Raw genomic sequence first — 14,975 nt, 5'->3', positions numbered from 1 at the left:
TCTCTGTATTTATCCGTTCTGCACGATTTCTCGTTTTGATGAGGGCAAAATGGGAAAAGGATAAAGAGAGACTTGTCCAATGCGTAAGGAAACCAGAATAAAGGAGGATCTCCTGACGAGCATGAATAAGAAATCAGTAAAAGACATTGACGTAAAAGGTAAAGTTGTGTTCTGCCGCGTAGATTTTAACGTTCCAATGAAAGACGGAGAAGTGACGGATGATACTCGTATTCGCGCAGCATTACCAACGATTGAGTATTTAACAGGACAAGGCGCAAAGGTACTACTAGCTAGTCATTTGGGTCGTCCGAAAGGTCAAGTTACTGAAGAATTGCGTCTGACACCTGTAGCGAAACGTCTGCAAGAGCTTCTTGGACAAGAAGTGAAAAAAGCAGATGAAGCTTACGGCGACAACGTGAAAAAGCAAATCTCTGACTTAAAAGAAGGAGATGTGCTAGTGCTTGAAAACGTTCGTTTCTATCCTGGTGAAGAAAAGAACGATCCTGAATTATCAAAAGCGTTTGCTGATTTAGCCGATGTGTATGTCAATGATGCGTTCGGTGCTGCACACCGTGCACATGCATCCACAGCTGGTATTGCAGCGTATCTTCCGGCTGTTTCAGGCTTCCTCATGCAAAAAGAGCTTGAGGTTCTAGGAAAAGCCATTTCAAACCCTGATCGCCCATTTACAGCGATTATCGGTGGCGCAAAAGTAAAGGATAAAATCGGTGTGATTGAAAGTCTTCTTGATAAAGTGGACAACCTCATCATCGGCGGCGGACTGGCTTATACATTTGTAAAAGCACTTGGCCACGAAGTAGGGAAATCTCTGTTAGAAGAAGACAAAGTAGATTTAGCGAAATCCTTTATGGACCGTGCAAAAGAAAAAGGCGTGAACTTCCTGATTCCAACAGATGTTCTGGTAGCCGACGACTTTTCAAATGATGCGAATACAAGCATTGTGCCAATCTCTGAAATTCCAAGTGATCTAGAAGCACTTGATATTGGAACAGAGACAAGAGAGAAGTATGCTGATGTCATTAAAAACAGCAAACTTGTTGTCTGGAACGGACCAATGGGTGTATTTGAAATCGATGCATTCGCTAAAGGAACAAAAGCAATCGCAGAAGCACTGGCAGAAGCGAAAGATACATATTCTGTCATTGGCGGTGGAGATTCAGCAGCAGCTGTTGAGAAATTTGGTCTTGCCGATCAGATGAGCCATATATCTACAGGCGGCGGCGCTTCACTTGAATTTATGGAAGGCAAAGAACTTCCAGGTGTGACTGCATTAAACGATAAATAAGACCAAAACTGCTATAAGGAAGTGTCAATCATGAGAAAACCAATTATAGCTGGGAACTGGAAGATGAACAAAACACTTGGCGAAGCTGTAAGCTTCGTTGAAGAAGTCAAGTCATCTATTCCATCTCCTGACAAAGTGGAATCTATTGTCTGTGCACCAGCCCTTTTCCTTGAAAAGCTGAACAGCCTTTCTAACGGAACAGACCTTAAAATTGGTGCGCAAAACATGCACTTTGAAGAAAATGGTGCATTCACTGGCGAAATCAGCCCTGCTGCGCTTAAAGATCTTGGCATCGGCTACTCAGTGATCGGTCATTCAGAGCGCCGTGAATTCTTCGCTGAAACAGATGAAACAGTGAACAAAAAAGCACATGCTGCATTCAAGCATGGCATCGTTCCAATCATCTGTGTAGGTGAAACGCTTGAAGAGCGTGAAGCAGGCAAAACAAATGAACTTGTCGCTGATCAAGTGAAGAAAGCACTAGCTGGTTTAACGAAGCAGCAAGTTGCTGAATCTGTCATTGCCTATGAGCCAATCTGGGCGATCGGTACAGGTAAATCTTCTACAGCGAAAGATGCAAACGATGTTTGTGTGCACATTCGCCAAACGGTTGCAAGCGAATTTGGTCAAGAAGCGGCAGACAGCCTTCGCATTCAGTATGGCGGAAGCGTGAAACCTGCGAATATCAAAGAATATATGGCAGAATCCGATATTGACGGTGCTTTGGTAGGCGGCGCAAGCTTAGAACCTCAGTCTTTCGTTCAATTATTGGAGGAAGGTCAATATGAGTAAGAAACCAGCTGCATTAATCATCTTAGACGGGTTCGGTTTAAGAGGCGAAACAGTCGGTAACGCTGTTGCCCAAGCAAAGAAACCGAACTTTGACCGCTACTGGAACGAATTTCCGCATCAAACCTTAACGGCTTCAGGTGAGGCAGTGGGTCTCCCGCAAGGTCAAATGGGGAACTCTGAAGTTGGGCATTTGAACATCGGTGCAGGACGCATCGTGTACCAAAGCTTAACAAGAGTGAATGTTGCCATTCGTGATGGGGAATTTGAGAAAAACGAAACGTTCCTAGATGCAATGACTTATGCAAAAGAAAATGACAAGGCGCTTCATTTATTCGGTCTCTTGTCAGACGGCGGTGTGCACAGCCACATCCAGCATCTTTTTGCCTTGCTGAAACTAGCGAAAAAAGAAGGCTTAACAAAAGTATACATTCACGGCTTCTTAGACGGACGTGATGTTGGTCAGAAGACAGCGAAAGTGTACTTAAAACAGCTTGAAGAACAAATCAAAGAAATCGGTGTCGGAGAAGTGGCAACACTTTCTGGACGCTATTACTCAATGGACCGTGACAAGCGCTGGGATCGTGTGGAGAAAGCATATCGCGCGATGGCGTATGGTGAAGGCCCAAGTTATCAAAACATTTATGATGTCGTTGATGACTCCTATGAAAATGAAATCTACGATGAGTTCGTTATTCCATCTGTCATTACGAGAGAAAATGGTGAGCCGGTTGCAAAAGTAAACGACGGCGACTCTGTGATTTTCTATAACTTCCGTCCAGACCGTGCGATTCAAATTTCAAACACATTCACAAATGAAGATTTCCGCTCGTTTGACCGCGGGGAAGCACATCCGAAGGATTTACACTTCGTCTGCTTCACACACTTCAGTGAAACAGTTGATGGCTATGTTGCCTTCAAACCAGTGAATTTGGATAACACAGTAGGAGAAGTGCTAGCGCAAAATGGATTGAAACAGCTGCGGATTGCTGAAACAGAGAAATATCCTCACGTGACGTTCTTTATGAGTGGTGGACGTGAAGAAGAATTTCCTGGTGAAGACCGCATCTTAATCAATTCGCCAGATGTCGCAACCTATGACCTCAAACCGGAAATGAGCGCTTATGAGGTAAAGGATGCACTTGTTACAGACATCAATGCTGACAAGCATGATGCGATCATCCTGAACTTTGCTAACCCGGATATGGTTGGTCATTCAGGTATGCTCGAGCCAACAATCAAAGCCATTGAAGCAGTAGATGAGTGCTTAGGAGCTGTAGTCGACGCAATCCTGGCAAAAGGCGGACATGCCATCATCACGGCAGACCACGGTAACGCAGACGTGCTCATTACCGAAGAAGGAAAGCCGCATACTGCACATACGACAAACCCTGTTCCAGTGATCGTGACGAAAAAAGGTGCGACGCTTAGAGAAGGCGGCATTTTAGCCGATCTATCTCCAACGCTTTTAGACTTACTTGGTCTTGAAAAACCAAAAGAGATGACAGGAACATCATTAATTCAGAAATAAAAAATTGATTCAAAAGGAGAGAAATAACGATGCCATACATTGTTGACGTATATGCACGCGAAGTATTAGACTCTCGCGGTAACCCAACAGTTGAAGTAGAAGTTTACACAGAATCTGGCGGCTTTGGCCGTGCACTAGTACCAAGTGGTGCATCTACTGGTGAATATGAAGCAGTAGAACTACGTGACGGAGACAAAGACCGTTACCTTGGAAAAGGTGTTCTAACAGCTGTAAACAACGTAAACGAAATCATTGCACCAGAGCTTTTAGGCTTTGATGTCACTGAACAAGTAGCAATTGACAAAATGTTAATCGAACTTGATGGAACAGAAAACAAAGGGAAATTAGGCGCAAACGCAATCCTTGGCGTATCTATCGCTGTAGCACGTGCGGCTGCTGATTTCTTACAAATTCCACTTTACCAATACCTTGGTGGATTCAACTCCAAAACGCTTCCAGTACCAATGATGAACATCGTCAACGGCGGAGAGCATGCGGATAACAACGTAGACATTCAAGAATTCATGATTATGCCTGTAGGTGCACCGAATTTCCGTGAAGCACTTCGCATGGGCGCACAAATCTTCCATAGCCTGAAATCTGTATTAAGTGCAAAAGGCTTAAACACAGCTGTAGGTGACGAAGGTGGATTTGCTCCAAACCTTGGTTCTAACGAAGAAGCACTTCAAACAATCGTAGAAGCGATTGAAAAAGCTGGTTTCAAACCAGGTGAAGAAGTGAAACTTGCGATGGATGCTGCATCTTCTGAGTTCTACAACAAAGAAGACGGTAAATATCATTTATCAGGCGAAGGTGTTGTGAAAACATCTGCTGAAATGGTTGACTGGTATGAAGATATGGTATCGAAATACCCAATCATCTCAATCGAAGACGGCCTTGATGAAAACGACTGGGAAGGTCACAAACTATTAACTGAGCGCCTTGGTAGCAAGGTTCAGCTAGTAGGAGACGACTTGTTCGTAACAAATACGAAGAAGCTTTCTGAAGGAATCAAAAACGGCGTTGGTAACTCCATCCTCATCAAAGTAAACCAAATCGGTACATTAACTGAAACATTTGATGCAATCGAAATGGCGAAACGTGCAGGCTATACAGCTGTTATCTCTCACCGTTCTGGTGAAACAGAAGACAGCACAATTGCAGACATTGCAGTTGCAACAAACGCTGGACAAATCAAAACAGGTGCTCCGTCTCGTACGGACCGTGTGGCGAAATACAACCAATTACTTCGCATCGAAGATCAATTGGCTGAAACAGCTCAATACCACGGCATTGCTACATTCTACAACTTGAATAAGTAATGTAAAGCAACGCGCTGCGTGCGCTCTTTTGAAAAGAGCGTATCGCAGCGCTTTTTTTATGTTGAAATAAAGACGCAAAGCTGGCTCAAGCGAATTAGCTCTGCTTCCTTTGTCATATCCTATTTTTGTAAAAAATCATCCTTCAGTCAGAGGAGAAACGATGAGCTTGACGATTTATAAGCAATAAATCATGAAAACTCTACTAAAAATATGATCTGAATTGAACTTATGCTATTTGCATGGGGGTGGTATCATTTTACATATATTAGGGGGTGATGAGATGCTGAATCCTTTTAGCCTTCGTTTTCCAGTAGGTGTGTATATGTATGTCCTTCACTTACTGGCGGCATATGATGAAAGGAAGCAACGAATTCTAACTTCTAAGAACGTACAGAAAAATGCATTTTGGATTTATGTCCTTGCCGCTATCTTAGGTATTGTGACAGTGGCAGCATTAATTTGGGCATGCAGGACCTTTGGAAAGGGCTCTAAGTTTTTAGGTGAGTTCAAATTTTTAGGGATGTACATTAAAATCAAATGCGGTTTCTAACAGATGATGAGAACAGATGCGGGGTCATCTGTTCTATCTGAAATAAATGGAGGGACATGATGCTGACATTACAATTAACAGAAAAAACGTATAGCCGCACCTTTTCTCTCCGCAATATTCAGTTAAATGTGGAGAAAGGATGTATGCTTCTGCTTTTAGGGCATAATGGTGCAGGAAAGACCACGATGATTCAGTCTATGTTTGGACTAACACCATTTACGGGGTCTGTCTCTTTACATGGTAAACAGCTGAATTTTCAATCCTCAGCACATATCTCCTTTTTGAAAGAACATGTTTCCTATATTCCTGATCATCATGCTTTGTTTGATTATTTAACGCCGAGAGAATATTTCCATTTACTCCAGCTTCCAGATAAATTAAATGGACCTCGAGAAGAGACATTCGTCGATCTTTTTGAGCTGAGACCTTATATGGATCAGCCAATTGCCCAGCTGTCTCATGGCAATCAAAAGAAAACCCAAATCATTTCACAGCTCCTTAGGCCTTGTGATTATTATGTATTCGACGAGCCGACAAATGGACTTGATCCAGATATGATGATCATCTTAAAAAAGGTGCTCATGAGGCTGAGAGATCAAGGGGCAGGTATCCTCATTTCAACCCATCATTTGAGCTTTGGTGAGACATTGTATGATCACCTCATGATCTTAAGAAACGGCGATATCAAACTGAACATGTCTCGCCAAGAAACAAACAAAACATTTCCTCATCAAGCACTTGAGGATATTTATAAAGAAGTGAATCAAGATTACTATATGCAGGTGGAGAGGTTGCTCAATGACTTGGACACGACACGTTCTTCATAAAATAGAATGGGGCATGCTCACAACGAAAATCAAGCAGCTCAGCAAAAAATATCCTTTGCAGCTTCTCGCCGTAGCCGTTTTTATGTTGCTGATCTATGCCATATACGTTGTCATGAGCCTGCGTTTTTTTATGCAAGTAGGGGAGAACAAACCAGTTGCTTTATACCTTCAATTTGTCAAAATGACCCTGCTGCTTTTGGGAGCAGGTATTGTCTTTTCCCGTCATAAAATGAAGCGTCAAGAGTATCAGTTCTTCTTTTTGAATAGTGCGATGCAAAGTGTCTCATTTGTCCTTTGTGTGTATTTCTTTCCGGTGCTGTTTTGTTTCATCATGCTTGGCCTGCTTTTTTTACCCATCCTACTAGGGCTTATTATTAGCGGCGTTACACTATCTTTTTATTGGATCATTGTGGTAGGGGTCACTTGCTGTGTCTTGGCGCTGTATACGCTCGCTTCTTGGATGCTGATACGAATTGGTGTGAGCCATTTTATATCAAAAACAAAAGAGCATTTACTGCTGCAAACGCTCGGATTTGTGACGCTCGGAGCTTTCGTGTTTCTCCTTTTTCAAAAAGCGGCTGAGATGATTCATGTATGGCCGTCTATCTATCTTATATTTCTTATGATCTTCCTATGTGCGGGGTGGTTTTGGCTGAAGGGATTAGCGGCTTGCTATGTCAATCGGATGTTTTTGCAGCTAAAAGTAGAGGTAAAGTCGTTTTCTTACCAAAAAATCAGATCGCATTCTTCATTTTTCACACATCTGCGGCAGGAACTCGTTTATTTCAGCCGATCAGCTGTTTTTAAAGAACAAGGTATTTTGTTCCTGTTTCTTGTCTGTCTCACAATAGGTCTCCCATGGATCTTCACTCCGGCAGAAACTGGCTGGCTGTATGCTTTTATTGTGCAGTTTGCGTTAAAGGAAATCCTTATTATGCTACCGCTCATGATTGGCAGGGAATATCATCTTAATCAGCGAGCCATTTTTATGTTAAATACATCAAAGGGTGCCTATTTATTATCAAGAATTTTATTTTATTACACAATGAATATATTGATTTATTTTGTCTATATCGGGCTTGCTTATTTCATGATTGGGGTTGAAAGTGAAGGGCACGGTTTGGCAAGCTTGTCCATTTTATTGATTACTGTCATGGCGGCATGTGTTGGGTTTGTCGTGAAGATTAGTGAGTTTAATAAACTGTTTGTGATCGTGATGATGATTGCTGTGTTCAGTATGTTGGATATGCTTTTAGTCCAGTGGCTTTCAGCAAATACCCAGCTTCTTTCAACTGCCTATATGGCTTGTTCAGCCGCATTCTTCATCTTCATATATGTTGTCATGCTAAAGAGGCCGGTCTTGCGATGATGACGCTTTTATTTTGTTTACTAGCAGTTGTGCTCATTCATGAACTCGGTCATATCGTGATGGTGATGGTGTGCAACAAAATCGAAAAAAGACCCATCTTTGATTATGTGGTGATGATCGATTGGAAGCACGTGTCGATTGTCCATGAGAAATTTTCACGGCCGGGTTTTAATGTGATGGTGGCACTTGCAGGTCCTGTGTTTCCAGTGATCTGCTCGGGTGTGCTTTTCTTCATGTGGAGGCATCCAGTGACGCATCCATTGCTGCTTTTTTCTTTATTAAATACAGTGATGCTGCATCCAGCTTGCCCAGACGGGAAAAATATCATAGCCAGTTTAAAAGAGATGAAAGGAGAGAACTAAATGGTTAAAGTATTTCATTCGTTTTCTAGCGGCTTAACGCTTGCGATGCTTTATGTGTTTGCTGTGTTTATGACGCCAGTATTTTTATTGCTGCTAGAGGTTCATCATGTTGAATCAAGTCCAACGCTATTTGGTATGCCATTTTATATCATGAAAATTGAACAGTATCAATTCAGCTCAGAGGCAACGCTCTTTGGTTGCGTGGTCTGTTTTTTAGCGGGCGCCGCTCTCTACTTCTTGATTCAATATGTGATTCATGCAGTGAAAAAGAGCAGAACATAAAAAAGCAGGCTGAATGAAGTCAGTCTGCTTGAAGAACGATTGACAACCGCACCATATCCATACACTGAATACCGTTCTCATAAATTGGTTCATCATAGTGCTTCAGAAAGAAATCGTGATCGATGGATGCCATGCGAAAACCGCATTTTTGATAAAGGGCGAGCTGATGAATACTAGAGTTGCCTGTGCCAATTTCAATTGTATGAAAGCCAGCTGCTTTGGCTGCTGAAATAGCATGGCGGATCAGCTGCTTCCCAATTCCTCTTCCTTGCCATGACTCCTTCACGGCGACATTCATGATTTCCACTGTCTGCTGAGACAAAGGTGTCAAAACATACACACCAATCATGTCCTGTTTATGAAAAGCAACATAACAAGAACCAGATTGTACATAGGCAAGGACTTTTTCAGTTGAAGGATCGGCTAATAGTAAAAGATCCATAGGAACAGATTGATCATGAGACAATGGCCGAATCTGTATCATATCATTTTCATCCTCTCTATTCTTTGATATACCCTTGTTTAACACCCCAATCATATTGATCCTGCACCCATTGAGAAGGAGGATGATGGGTGACATTTGGGTCCTTTTTGACAGTTGCTTTCCTAGTCGTTTGTGCTGCCTGCTTATTTGCTTGGGCCGTTGCTTTCGTTGATGCCAGCTCTTTTTGAAGCTGGTCTATTTTTAACTCAAGCGCTTTACGTTGTTTGATTTCTTTTTGATGAGCTTTCTTTTCTTTCTTCAGCTTTTTTGTGACGGTGGACAATTCTTTTTTTTGACCATCCATTTCATCTTTCATATCCGTTCCTTCTGACTTTAATTGTGTCAGCTGCTCATCATTCGTTCTCATTTCTTGTTGGTGTTTTTTCTCTGCTGTGGTGAGTGACTGCTGCTGCCACACAATCCAGCCAGCTGCGCCTAAAATGATCATAGACAGGACAATGATCGTGATGTTTTTTTTCATACTCTATTCCCCTTTCGTCAAACCTCTATTATCATCGGTTAAAGTAAAGAGGGTTTTAACAGAACAAGGGAATATTTACATCAGATTGGCAGACACTATGAAAAAGGAGGGGATCTGTTGATTTCCTTTATGATTCATGTCATTGTGTCACTATTCGCTGTCTCAAATCCCATTGGAAACGTGCCTCTTTTTATCACTTTAACAGAAGGCTACTCAGAACAAGAACGCTCCCAGACGGCCAAAAAAGCGATTGTTGTGTCTTTTATGATTTTGATTGCCTTTCTTTTGGCAGGCAGGCTCATTTTCAAATTGTTTGGCATCGATATCCATGCACTCCGTATCGCCGGAGGTATTTTTATTTTTGGTATCGCTTACAATTTACTAAATGCAAAAGAGTCACATGTTCAAAACCCTCATTCGGATGAAAAGGCAGAAAGCAAAGAGAAGGATGATGTTTCGGTGACCCCGCTCGCCATTCCGATCATTGCCGGACCTGGTACAATTGCGACCGTCATGAGCTTAACGCCAGGAAGCCACCAAGTAACGCTTCATCTGCTTGCGATTCTTATTGGCATTGTGGTCGTACTTGCTATGACCTATTATGCATTTCATTATTCAAGTTTTATTATGCGAAAAATGGGGAAAACAGAGATGAATGTCGTGACACGACTAATGGGATTGATTCTAGCTGTTGTGGCAGTAGAGATGATTGGTGCAGGGATCAAAGGGATGTTTCCAATGCTGATGTCATAAGTGTATATAAAAAAGCTGTTTTTTTCTACAAAATTGTAAAATAAAACAGCTTTTTTAAGGTTTTGGCACATGTTGAAATACTTCTTCGCTTTCAAAGAACTCAATTAAACGGCTAATCCAGTCATAATAATCGAGACTTTCCTTGATTTCTGAAAGAAGAAGATTGATTTTATCCTCTGTTTCTACTGGTAAGTCATCTTGTTCAAGCAGCTCCAGTAATTCCTTGCATGTCTTCTTATGTGCCTTGCGATTTTTGCTGACAACACGTGACCAATTGGCTGCAAACAATGAAATAAAGGTTTGGTAATGATCTTGCTCAACGTCATATAAATCTTTGCGTATTCCTTTTTCATAAACCTTTTCAGCAATATTCAGATCAAGCATTTCTCGAACGACTTGACTCATTCTTGTTTTGCTCATGCCGGTCGCCTCTGAGAGCTCACCGAGCGTCATTGGTTTACGGTTCATATGAATGATACCAAGCACTCTGCCCACTGTGGCAGAAAGACCAAAGGCATTCATGTTCTCGGCAGCTTTTTCAATATAATGATCCTGTGCTTTTTGAATGGCGCCTAACGCTTGCTTGTCCATTCCCCGCTTCATCCCTTCACGACTGACAATTTGTAACACAATATATCATATACCTGTTTGTTGATGAAAACAATAAATATTGAGTATTTGCTCGTAAGTTGGAGGAAAAAGGAGGGATCGGTACATATCAGGCCGTTAACTGAAAATTTTAAATAAATCTTATGCAATACAAACACATCGTAAACTTTTTATTTTATAAAGTTTGCACTATAATAAATAAGGTGTAAATTTTCTGAAAATATATATCCGACTAATTGGAGGTGTCTCATTTGCTGAAACTAGAGAATGTATCTAAGACGTATAAAGGCGGAAAAAAAGCTGTCAAAAATATTGATTTAGAAATAGCAAAAGGAGAATTTATTTGTTTTATTGGACCGAGTGGCTGTGGAAAAACGACAACCATGAAGATGATTAACCGACTGATTGAACCTTCCTCAGGAAACATATTGATCGAGGGAGAAAACATTATGAAAAAAGATCCAGTCCAATTAAGAAGAGAAATTGGTTATGTGATTCAGCAAATTGGACTTTTCCCCCATATGACCATCGCGCAAAACATTTCCCTTGTGCCGAAGCTGCTAAAGTGGCCGGAAGAAAAACGAAAAGAACGCGCGCGAGAATTGCTCAAACTCGTCGACATGGGGCCGGAATACTTAGAGCGTTACCCGCATGAACTCAGTGGAGGACAGCAGCAGCGTATCGGCGTTCTTCGCGCACTCGCAGCAGAACCCCCTTTAATCCTGATGGATGAACCATTTGGAGCACTTGACCCGATTACAAGAGATTCATTGCAGGAAGAATTTAAGAAACTGCAAAAAACGTTAAATAAAACAATCGTATTCGTCACACATGACATGGATGAAGCAATTAAACTTGCAGACCGCATTGTCATTTTAAAAGATGGAGAGATTGTCCAAGTGGGCACGCCTGATGATATTTTACGTAACCCTGTGAACGAATTCGTAGAAGAATTCATCGGGAAAGAACGTCTGCTTCAGTCAAACCCGAATATGGAACGTGTGGAACAAATGATGAACACGTCTCCAGTCACAATTACCGTCGAAAAAACATTGACAGATGCCATCTTTATTATGAGAGAAAAGCGGGTTGATTCCCTGCTTGTCGTTGATGAAAATCATGTACTGAAAGGCTATATCGACATTGAAACCATCGATGCAAACCGCAGAAAAGCAGCCTTCGTTGGCGATATTTTAAATACAGAATTTTATACAGTACAAGAAGGTGCGCTTCTTAGAGATACTGTCCGAAAGATCTTAATACGCGGCATTAAATATGTACCGGTTGTCGATGCAAAAGGTCACTTAAAAGGGATCGTCACACGTGCAAGTCTTGTAGATGTCGTATATGACTCTATTTGGGGAGAAGATACCCCGGAGGCTGTCACTGAAATGAACTAAGGGAGGTGTACACATGGATCAAATCATCGATTTTCTTGAGAAAAATGGTGGGGAACTCCTCACAAAAATGTGGGAGCATTTATACATTTCTTTAATTGCCGTTGTGTTAGGCATTATCGTGGCCGTTCCTTTAGGTGTGATTCTCACACGAATGAAAAGAGGCGCAGGTTTTGTCATCGGCGTTGTGAATATCTTTCAAACACTCCCTAGTTTAGCGATTCTTGCATTTTTTATTCCTATTTTGGGAGTTGGAAAAATACCTGCGATCGTTGCTCTATTTTTCTATTCCGTTTTGCCTATTTTAAGAAATACGTATGCCGGTGTTCAAGGTGTGAACAAAAACTTGCTTGAATCTGGTAAAGGAATCGGTATGACGACATGGGAACAAATTCGTCTTGTTGAACTGCCGCTTGCTGTTCCGGTCATTATGGCAGGGGTCAGAACCTCAACGATTTATTTAATTGGGTGGACAACACTTGCTGCTTTTATCGGTGGAGGCGGTCTTGGTGACTACATTTTAATTGGGCTTCAGCTTTACCAGCCGGAATACATTATTGCGGGTGCGATCCCTGTCACTATTTTAGCGGTCATCATTGACCTTACATTGATGAAGCTTGAGAAAAAAGTAACACCAGAAGGCTTAAAAGGATTGAAGGAAGTTTCATAAGGAGTTGGCTCATGTGAAGAATCGAAAAACAAAATGGATCAGTGCACTGCTTGCCGGATGCTTGCTATTCATAAGTGGCTGTTCACTTCCTGGACTAGCCGGCTCCTCAGGGGGCACGCTGCGAATCGGTGCACAAAACTTTACAGAATCAGAAATTATGGCCTATATGGTGGGAGACATCATTGAGCATTACACAGATAAAAAGACAACCATTGTGAAGAATTTAGGCTCAAATACGGTCCAGCAGAAAGCAATGGAAAACGGTGATGTCGACATTTCGGCAACACGATATACAGGCACGGATTTAACAAGTACGCTTGGAATGGATGCAGAAAAAGATCCAAAGCGTGCAATGGAAATCGTACAGAAGGAATTCAAAAAACGCTATGATTACAAATGGTTTGATTCCTATGGGTTTGATAATACGTATGCCTTTGCTGTGACGCAGAAGATGGCGAAGGAAAACAACCTAGAAACAGTCTCTGATTTAAAAAAGAATGCCAAAAATTATCGCTTCGGTGTGGATAATATTTGGCTGAAAAAGAAAGGCGACGGTTATGAAGGGTTTGTGAAAACATACGGAATTGAATTTGGAAGCACTTTTCCGATGCAGATCGGTCTAGTCTATGACGCATTGAAGAATGAAAAAATGGATATTGTGCTTGCCTATTCAACAGATGGCCGGATCAAAGCGTATAATCTCAAAATCTTAAAAGATGATAAACGATTCTTCCCACCATATGATGCATCACCAGTTGTCCCTGAGAAAGTATTAAAAGAAAATCCAGGACTGGACAAGGTGATCAACAGGCTGATTGGAAAAATCGATACCGAACAAATGCAAGAGCTCAATTATCAAGTCGATGGAGAACTAAAAGAACCAGCGACCGTTGCGAGAGATTTTCTAAAGAAACACAATTACTTTGAGTAAGATTGGGAGGTGTCAGAGCTGATGGACACACTGCAGCAATTATGGGCGTATTATCAACAGAACGGTTCATATGTGTTAGAAGAATTTTACCGGCATTTCCTCATGTCAGCGTATGGAGTATTGTTTGCGGCAATTGTCGGAATACCAGTCGGCATCTTTGTGGCGCATTACCGCAAACTGAGCAATTGGGTGTTCGCGATAACCAATGTCATTCAAACCATTCCAGCGTTAGCGATGCTTTCTGTGTTGATGCTTGTATTAGGACTTGGCGCAAATACAGTCATCCTATCACTCTTTTTGTATTCGCTTCTACCGATTATCCGTAACACATACACAGGTATTGTCAATATTGAGCATGCCTATTTAGAATCGGGAAAAGCGATGGGCATGACGAAATGGCAAGTGCTGAGAATGGTTGAATTACCGCTTGCTTTATCTGTCATTATGGCTGGTTTAAGAACCGCACTTGTGATCGCAATCGGTATTACAGCGATTGGGACATTTGTTGGTGCTGGAGGACTTGGTGATATCATCATCAGAGGATCAAACGCGACAAACGGAACAGCCATTATTTTAGCAGGTGCTATTCCAACTGCGCTCATGGCCATTATTGCCGACCTTGTCATGGGCTGGCTTGAACGCTATTTAAGCCCAACCAACAAGAAAAAAGAAAGCAAGGCGTTAGCTGAAAAAAACATGACATCCGCATAAATGCTTGAAAAGACAAAAAACAGATTGTTGACAAAGGGCTAAAATGAACTTTATTTTAGTCTTTTGTCTTCTTTTTAGCGTGATAGAAAACCTTTGCAGTCTAGGAAGAACAGCTACTTTTGCGGAGCGAATTTGACATTCGTGAGCACCAGCGCGCAGGACTGCGGGCGGATGTCTACACGCTAAAACCTCCTCTACATCTGTAGGGGAGGTTTTTTTTATCATGATTAGGCAGCTTACATCAGGAGACATTTATGATTCAAGTGTGATCCATTCAGAGGACCACTTCGCAATTTCCTCAAAAACGGGTGCAAGTGAGCGCCCCATATCAGTTAATGAATACTCAATACGCACGGGTGTTTCAGCAAAAACCTCCCGTTTTACAATGCCTGCTGCTTCCAGCTCTTTTAATCTCTCAGATAAAACCCTTCCGCTTAAATTGGTCAGAGCTGCTTCGATTTCACTAAAGCGCTGCGAACCTGAGAGAAGCTGAAAAACAATCAGTGCCACCCAGCGTTTACTTAATAACTCAACTGCTTTTTCAAACCGCGGGCACATATCAGATTGATTCATCTTTCTTCACTCCAATCTGAACCCATTA

The 14,975-nt window shown here is 41.8% G+C and carries 18 protein-coding genes; 14 read left to right on the top strand and 4 right to left on the bottom strand.

Features of this window, described 5'->3' with window-relative positions; translation table 11 throughout:
- Nucleotides 1-121 precede the first annotated feature (121 nt).
- From NST57_RS16880 to NST57_RS16840, 9 genes are all read left to right on the top strand, one after another.
- Nucleotides 122-1,306, top strand: coding sequence for a phosphoglycerate kinase (locus NST57_RS16880; RefSeq protein WP_034660025.1), 1,185 nt, complete (start codon nucleotides 122-124; stop codon nucleotides 1,304-1,306).
- Nucleotides 1,307-1,336: 30 nt separating this feature from the next.
- Nucleotides 1,337-2,098: a triose-phosphate isomerase gene (gene tpiA, locus NST57_RS16875; protein ID WP_341298915.1), complete on the top strand. Its 762-nt coding sequence runs from the start codon at nucleotides 1,337-1,339 to the stop codon at nucleotides 2,096-2,098.
- Complete coding sequence (gene gpmI / locus NST57_RS16870) at nucleotides 2,091-3,626, top strand: 2,3-bisphosphoglycerate-independent phosphoglycerate mutase (protein ID WP_341298914.1); 1,536 nt, start codon at nucleotides 2,091-2,093, stop codon at nucleotides 3,624-3,626. The genes tpiA and gpmI overlap by 8 nt, the downstream gene beginning before the upstream one ends.
- A 29-nt stretch (nucleotides 3,627-3,655) precedes the next feature.
- Entirely contained in the window at nucleotides 3,656-4,948 is a 1,293-nt protein-coding gene (eno, locus tag NST57_RS16865) for a phosphopyruvate hydratase (protein ID WP_003212752.1), read from the top strand.
- 280 nt (nucleotides 4,949-5,228) lie between these two features.
- Nucleotides 5,229-5,498 carry a hypothetical protein gene (locus tag NST57_RS16860; RefSeq protein WP_034316726.1) on the top strand — a complete coding sequence of 90 codons (270 nt, stop codon included), beginning with the start codon at nucleotides 5,229-5,231 and terminating at the stop codon, nucleotides 5,496-5,498.
- Nucleotides 5,499-5,557: 59 nt separating this feature from the next.
- Nucleotides 5,558-6,325 carry an ABC transporter ATP-binding protein gene (locus NST57_RS16855; protein ID WP_341298913.1) on the top strand — a complete coding sequence of 256 codons (768 nt, stop codon included), beginning with the start codon at nucleotides 5,558-5,560 and terminating at the stop codon, nucleotides 6,323-6,325.
- The gene (locus NST57_RS16850) at nucleotides 6,297-7,694 is read left to right on the top strand and encodes a hypothetical protein (RefSeq protein WP_341298912.1); all 1,398 of its coding nucleotides are present in this window, start codon (nucleotides 6,297-6,299) and stop codon (nucleotides 7,692-7,694) included. The genes NST57_RS16855 and NST57_RS16850 overlap by 29 nt, the downstream gene beginning before the upstream one ends.
- Nucleotides 7,691-8,056, top strand: a complete 366-nt coding sequence (locus tag NST57_RS16845) for a hypothetical protein (RefSeq protein WP_142156018.1) — start codon at nucleotides 7,691-7,693, stop codon at nucleotides 8,054-8,056. Before NST57_RS16850 ends, NST57_RS16845 begins: the two co-directional genes overlap by 4 nt.
- Nucleotides 8,057-8,338 (top strand): hypothetical protein, encoded by a 282-nt coding sequence (locus NST57_RS16840; protein WP_142156017.1) that lies wholly within the window; start codon nucleotides 8,057-8,059, stop codon nucleotides 8,336-8,338.
- A 19-nt stretch (nucleotides 8,339-8,357) separates the two neighbouring features.
- Here the strand turns inward: NST57_RS16840 and NST57_RS16835 are convergent, their stop codons facing one another.
- Both NST57_RS16835 and NST57_RS16830 read right to left on the bottom strand, forming a co-directional pair.
- On the bottom strand, nucleotides 8,358-8,822 hold the full coding sequence (locus NST57_RS16835; RefSeq protein WP_142156016.1) for a GNAT family N-acetyltransferase: 465 nt from the start codon (nucleotides 8,820-8,822) through the stop codon (nucleotides 8,358-8,360).
- 16 nt (nucleotides 8,823-8,838) lie between these two features.
- On the bottom strand, nucleotides 8,839-9,303 hold the full coding sequence (locus NST57_RS16830) for a hypothetical protein (protein ID WP_142156015.1): 465 nt from the start codon (nucleotides 9,301-9,303) through the stop codon (nucleotides 8,839-8,841).
- A gap of 117 nt (nucleotides 9,304-9,420) precedes the next feature.
- Between NST57_RS16830 and NST57_RS16825 the strand changes: the two genes are divergently transcribed.
- Nucleotides 9,421-10,056 (top strand): MarC family protein, encoded by a 636-nt coding sequence (locus tag NST57_RS16825; protein WP_142156014.1) that lies wholly within the window; start codon nucleotides 9,421-9,423, stop codon nucleotides 10,054-10,056.
- Between the two features lie 54 nt (nucleotides 10,057-10,110).
- On the opposite strand, the gene NST57_RS16820 is transcribed toward NST57_RS16825, so the two are convergent.
- On the bottom strand, nucleotides 10,111-10,647 hold the full coding sequence (locus NST57_RS16820) for a MarR family transcriptional regulator (RefSeq protein ID WP_142156013.1): 537 nt from the start codon (nucleotides 10,645-10,647) through the stop codon (nucleotides 10,111-10,113).
- A gap of 269 nt (nucleotides 10,648-10,916) precedes the next feature.
- On the opposite strand from NST57_RS16820, the gene NST57_RS16815 reads away from it, so the two are divergent.
- Genes NST57_RS16815 through NST57_RS16800 form a run of 4 tightly spaced genes read left to right on the top strand, consistent with a single transcriptional unit; the run spans nucleotide 10,917 to nucleotide 14,374 of the window.
- On the top strand, nucleotides 10,917-12,065 hold the full coding sequence (locus NST57_RS16815; protein WP_017359222.1) for a betaine/proline/choline family ABC transporter ATP-binding protein: 1,149 nt from the start codon (nucleotides 10,917-10,919) through the stop codon (nucleotides 12,063-12,065).
- A gap of 13 nt (nucleotides 12,066-12,078) precedes the next feature.
- Nucleotides 12,079-12,732: an ABC transporter permease gene (locus NST57_RS16810; RefSeq protein WP_008347681.1), complete on the top strand. Its 654-nt coding sequence runs from the start codon at nucleotides 12,079-12,081 to the stop codon at nucleotides 12,730-12,732.
- 13 nt (nucleotides 12,733-12,745) lie between these two features.
- Complete coding sequence (locus NST57_RS16805; RefSeq protein WP_060781422.1) at nucleotides 12,746-13,663, top strand: osmoprotectant ABC transporter substrate-binding protein; 918 nt, start codon at nucleotides 12,746-12,748, stop codon at nucleotides 13,661-13,663.
- A 21-nt stretch (nucleotides 13,664-13,684) separates the two neighbouring features.
- Nucleotides 13,685-14,374, top strand: a complete 690-nt coding sequence (locus NST57_RS16800) for an ABC transporter permease (protein ID WP_142156012.1) — start codon at nucleotides 13,685-13,687, stop codon at nucleotides 14,372-14,374.
- Nucleotides 14,375-14,626: 252 nt separating this feature from the next.
- On the opposite strand, the gene NST57_RS16795 is transcribed toward NST57_RS16800, so the two are convergent.
- Nucleotides 14,627-14,947, bottom strand: coding sequence for a winged helix-turn-helix transcriptional regulator (locus NST57_RS16795; RefSeq protein WP_007500199.1), 321 nt, complete (start codon nucleotides 14,945-14,947; stop codon nucleotides 14,627-14,629).
- Between the last annotated feature and the right edge of the window lie 28 nt (nucleotides 14,948-14,975).

Source organism: Bacillus sp. FSL M8-0077, assembly GCF_038050255.1.
Classification (GTDB): domain Bacteria; phylum Bacillota; class Bacilli; order Bacillales; family Bacillaceae; genus Bacillus; species Bacillus altitudinis.
The sequence above is the reverse complement of the archived record's forward strand: the minus strand, read 5'-3'. Positions and strand labels throughout refer to the sequence as shown.

Bases quoted from the DNA above. Each gene is read 5' to 3' on its own strand.
- NST57_RS16820 (WP_142156013.1), bottom strand. From the start codon at position 10,647: ATGGACAAGCAAGCGTTAGGCGCCATTCAAAAAGCACAGGATCATTAT.
- NST57_RS16835 (WP_142156016.1), bottom strand. From the start codon at position 8,822: ATGATACAGATTCGGCCATTGTCTCATGATCAATCTGTTCCTATGGAT.
- NST57_RS16830 (WP_142156015.1), bottom strand. From the start codon at position 9,303: ATGAAAAAAAACATCACGATCATTGTCCTGTCTATGATCATTTTAGGC.
- NST57_RS16845 (WP_142156018.1), top strand. From the start codon at position 7,691: ATGATGACGCTTTTATTTTGTTTACTAGCAGTTGTGCTCATTCATGAA.
- NST57_RS16860 (WP_034316726.1), top strand. From the start codon at position 5,229: ATGCTGAATCCTTTTAGCCTTCGTTTTCCAGTAGGTGTGTATATGTAT.
- NST57_RS16800 (WP_142156012.1), top strand. From the start codon at position 13,685: ATGGACACACTGCAGCAATTATGGGCGTATTATCAACAGAACGGTTCA.
- eno (WP_003212752.1), top strand. From the start codon at position 3,656: ATGCCATACATTGTTGACGTATATGCACGCGAAGTATTAGACTCTCGC.
- NST57_RS16880 (WP_034660025.1), top strand. From the start codon at position 122: ATGAATAAGAAATCAGTAAAAGACATTGACGTAAAAGGTAAAGTTGTG.
- NST57_RS16850 (WP_341298912.1), top strand. From the start codon at position 6,297: ATGACTTGGACACGACACGTTCTTCATAAAATAGAATGGGGCATGCTC.
- gpmI (WP_341298914.1), top strand. From the start codon at position 2,091: ATGAGTAAGAAACCAGCTGCATTAATCATCTTAGACGGGTTCGGTTTA.
- tpiA (WP_341298915.1), top strand. From the start codon at position 1,337: ATGAGAAAACCAATTATAGCTGGGAACTGGAAGATGAACAAAACACTT.
- NST57_RS16810 (WP_008347681.1), top strand. From the start codon at position 12,079: ATGGATCAAATCATCGATTTTCTTGAGAAAAATGGTGGGGAACTCCTC.
- NST57_RS16855 (WP_341298913.1), top strand. From the start codon at position 5,558: ATGCTGACATTACAATTAACAGAAAAAACGTATAGCCGCACCTTTTCT.
- NST57_RS16795 (WP_007500199.1), bottom strand. From the start codon at position 14,947: ATGAATCAATCTGATATGTGCCCGCGGTTTGAAAAAGCAGTTGAGTTA.
- NST57_RS16840 (WP_142156017.1), top strand. From the start codon at position 8,057: ATGGTTAAAGTATTTCATTCGTTTTCTAGCGGCTTAACGCTTGCGATG.